2 protein-coding genes are annotated in these 2,791 nt (G+C 53.8%); both read left to right on the plus strand.

All coding sequences use genetic code 11. From position 1 onward, the window contains the following. Positions 1–433: 433 nt before the first annotated feature. Positions 434–1,612: a plasmid partitioning protein RepA gene (repA, locus tag RT613_RS22355; RefSeq protein ID WP_080823856.1), complete on the plus strand. Its 1,179-nt coding sequence runs from the start codon at positions 434–436 to the stop codon at positions 1,610–1,612. After that, positions 1,609–2,604 carry a plasmid partitioning protein RepB gene (gene repB, locus RT613_RS22360; protein WP_313618574.1) on the plus strand — a complete coding sequence of 332 codons (996 nt, stop codon included), beginning with the start codon at positions 1,609–1,611 and terminating at the stop codon, positions 2,602–2,604. The genes repA and repB overlap by 4 nt, the downstream gene beginning before the upstream one ends. The last annotated feature ends 187 nt before the right edge of the window (positions 2,605–2,791 follow it).

Genomic DNA, 2,791 nt, shown 5'->3' on the forward strand with positions numbered 1-2,791 from the left:
GCCGTCTCTCACGCGAAGAATGGCCAGTAGGGCAGGGGATGCGCAAGATTGGTCGTTGCAAACGGCCATCTGATCACCGAATTCAGTTTTCAACCGTTTGTCGCGAAAGCCTTCGATCAGCTGCTTTGACTGCGGCTTGTCCTTGTCGATCATCTGTTCCCCGCGGGGAACAAGGGTTGCTTTCGCACCATGATGCCAAAAGTTCCCCGCGGGGAACCACCTTCATTGTCGACGGATATGAAACGATCTGTGAATCAAGCCGGTAGGCCGCAAAACACCCTCTTTGCGCAATTTGCCGCTATCTGCGAATCGATATAGGTTCCGTAACTACGCTAAAACCAAAAACTATCGATTTTTTGCGAAACAACACACCGGTTAAAGGTTTGTTAACCATGCAGGCGCTTAGTTGGATGAAAGAGATGAGGAAAGAATCGTGAACCGACATCTAAGCAGCCTGGATTTTATGCAGGAGTTTTCCAGCAAGCTGGAGCTTGCGCTGCAAAATCTATCGATCGCCCAATATCCGCCAGACGCAAGACGAGAGATGAGGAAGTTCTCTTCATCTGAGGTCGCCTCACTGCTCGACGTGTCTGAGGCATACATTCGACAGATCGTCATGAAAGACAAGGGGCCGTCGCCGGAGATTACCTCCAATGGTCGGCGCATGTATTCGCTGGAGCAAATTCTTGAGTTGAGAATGGCGCTGGCCGAGAAGGGCCGGAAAAAATGGATGAACCCACGCCGCACGGGCGATGAGGAATGCCAGATCATTGCCGTGACGAATTTCAAGGGCGGATCGAGCAAAACATCAACCACCATTCACCTCGGCCATTATCTGGCGTTGAAGGGTTACCGCGTGTTGGCGGTGGATCTCGATCCACAGGCATCGCTGACGAGCCTGCATGGCAACCTTCCGGATTTTGACCCCAGACAAGACGATACGCTGTATGCGGCAATTCGGTTTGACGAGCCACGTCCGACCGCTGAATTGATCCACAAGACACATATTCCCGGATTTGATGTTATCTGCGCCGGCCTTGAGCTGACGGAGTTCGAAACGGCTGTTGCGCTTGAAATGCGTAACAATGGTGGAACAAGCTTCCTGTTGCGGGTTTCGCAGGCACTTGAACAGGTGGCAGGGGACTATGATGTCATCCTGATGGATTCAGCGCCGTCGCTGAACTTCCTGACACTGTCGTCGCTGACCGCAGCCACCGGCGTGATCATCCCGGTTCCTGCCCATATGCTGGATGTGGATTCCACCGGCAAGTTCCTGGAGCTGGCGGGATCCTACATGCAGATCCTGAGCGACATGGGTGCTGCGTCACGTTGGGACTTTGCCAAGTTTATCGTCACCAAATTCGAACCCAATGACCATCCGCAGGCAAATATGACCGCGTTGATGCGCCAGGTGTTTGGTGAAGATCTGCTGCTGAACATGGTGATGAAATCGGCCGCCGTTGCTGACGCGCTGACGTGGAAGCAAAGTCTCTACGAGGTACAGCGGTCGCGTTTTTCTGCACCAAAGACCTACGACCGGGCGATGGAATCGCTCAATGCCGCCAATGATGAAATCGAAAAACTCCTTTGGACTGCATGGGGGCGTGAATGAGCAGAAAAGATTCCCGCGGTTTGTTTGCAAACGTCCTGGCGCAGCAAGCGGCCTCCGCCCCACAGAACACCAAAACCGCATCTCCGCACCTGATGAAGGTCGCGGCCGGAGTGCGCCAGATACAGGAGAGGGGAGAGGCCCTCGACAAGCTGCTGGCTGAAGGCGACAGGATCGTTGAGGTCGATGCCGATGATGTTGCCCCGTCGTCACTGCAGGACCGTTTTGACGGTTCCTATTCCGACGCGGCCATCGATGAAATCGTACAGTCGATGACGGAGCGTGGACAAATCGTGCCGGGCATGGTGCGCCCGACAAAATCCGGCTCCAAGCCCTATCAAATCGTGTTCGGTCGTCGCCGTTTGGCCGCAGCCAAGCGGCTTGGCGTTAAGTTCCGCGCGATTGTGCGTGAGCTGACCGATGAACAGGCCGTTGTTTTTCAGGGTGAAGAAAACACCAACCGGAACGATCTGTCCTATATTGAAAAATGCGTTTTCGCGCAGCTGCAGGAGCAGGCCGGTTACGGCAGGGATACGATCATTGCATCTCTGGCCACTGGTAAATCTCACGTGTCCGAGATGTTGCGCGTCGCAGCCACGATACCGCGCGACACACTGACACTTATTGGTCGCTCACCTGACATTGGCCGGCGTCGCTGGATGGAGTTCAGTGAGTTGTGGGCTGCAAGAAACGACGCATGGGATGTCGTGCGCGAGGCGCTGCACAACACCGGTGTCAATGACAGCGAGCGATTTGCCGTGGCATTGACCGCCCTCAAATCGGCAAATGTTTCAACACGCAGCCAAAGTGCGTCAGACCGGCATGAGATTTCGGCAAACGGACTTGTGTTGGCAACCATCGATCATGCAAAGGCAGGAGCCAAGCTGAACTTTACCAAAGCGGTTTCCAGGGAGTTCGTTGAATTCCTGGGCGACCGCCTGCCTGCGCTGCATGCCGAGTACCAAGAACAGATCAAATCAGGCTTGAAAGGATAACAAGCAAAAGAAAAAGGCCCCCAAACGTTTCCGTCGTGGAAGCCCTTCTCATATCCTTAAGCAAGACAGAGAATCGCATTTTCACGAATCACAGTCAAGAGTCTTTGGCATCGTTTTGGTGAGCAAATTTCTTTTGCCTTTTAGAAGGTGAAACGAAAATGCAGATCGGAAATGTGACGACGCCCTT

Origin of the sequence: Agrobacterium sp. (assembly GCF_032092815.1) — a bacterium.
Classification (GTDB): domain Bacteria; phylum Pseudomonadota; class Alphaproteobacteria; order Rhizobiales; family Rhizobiaceae; genus Agrobacterium.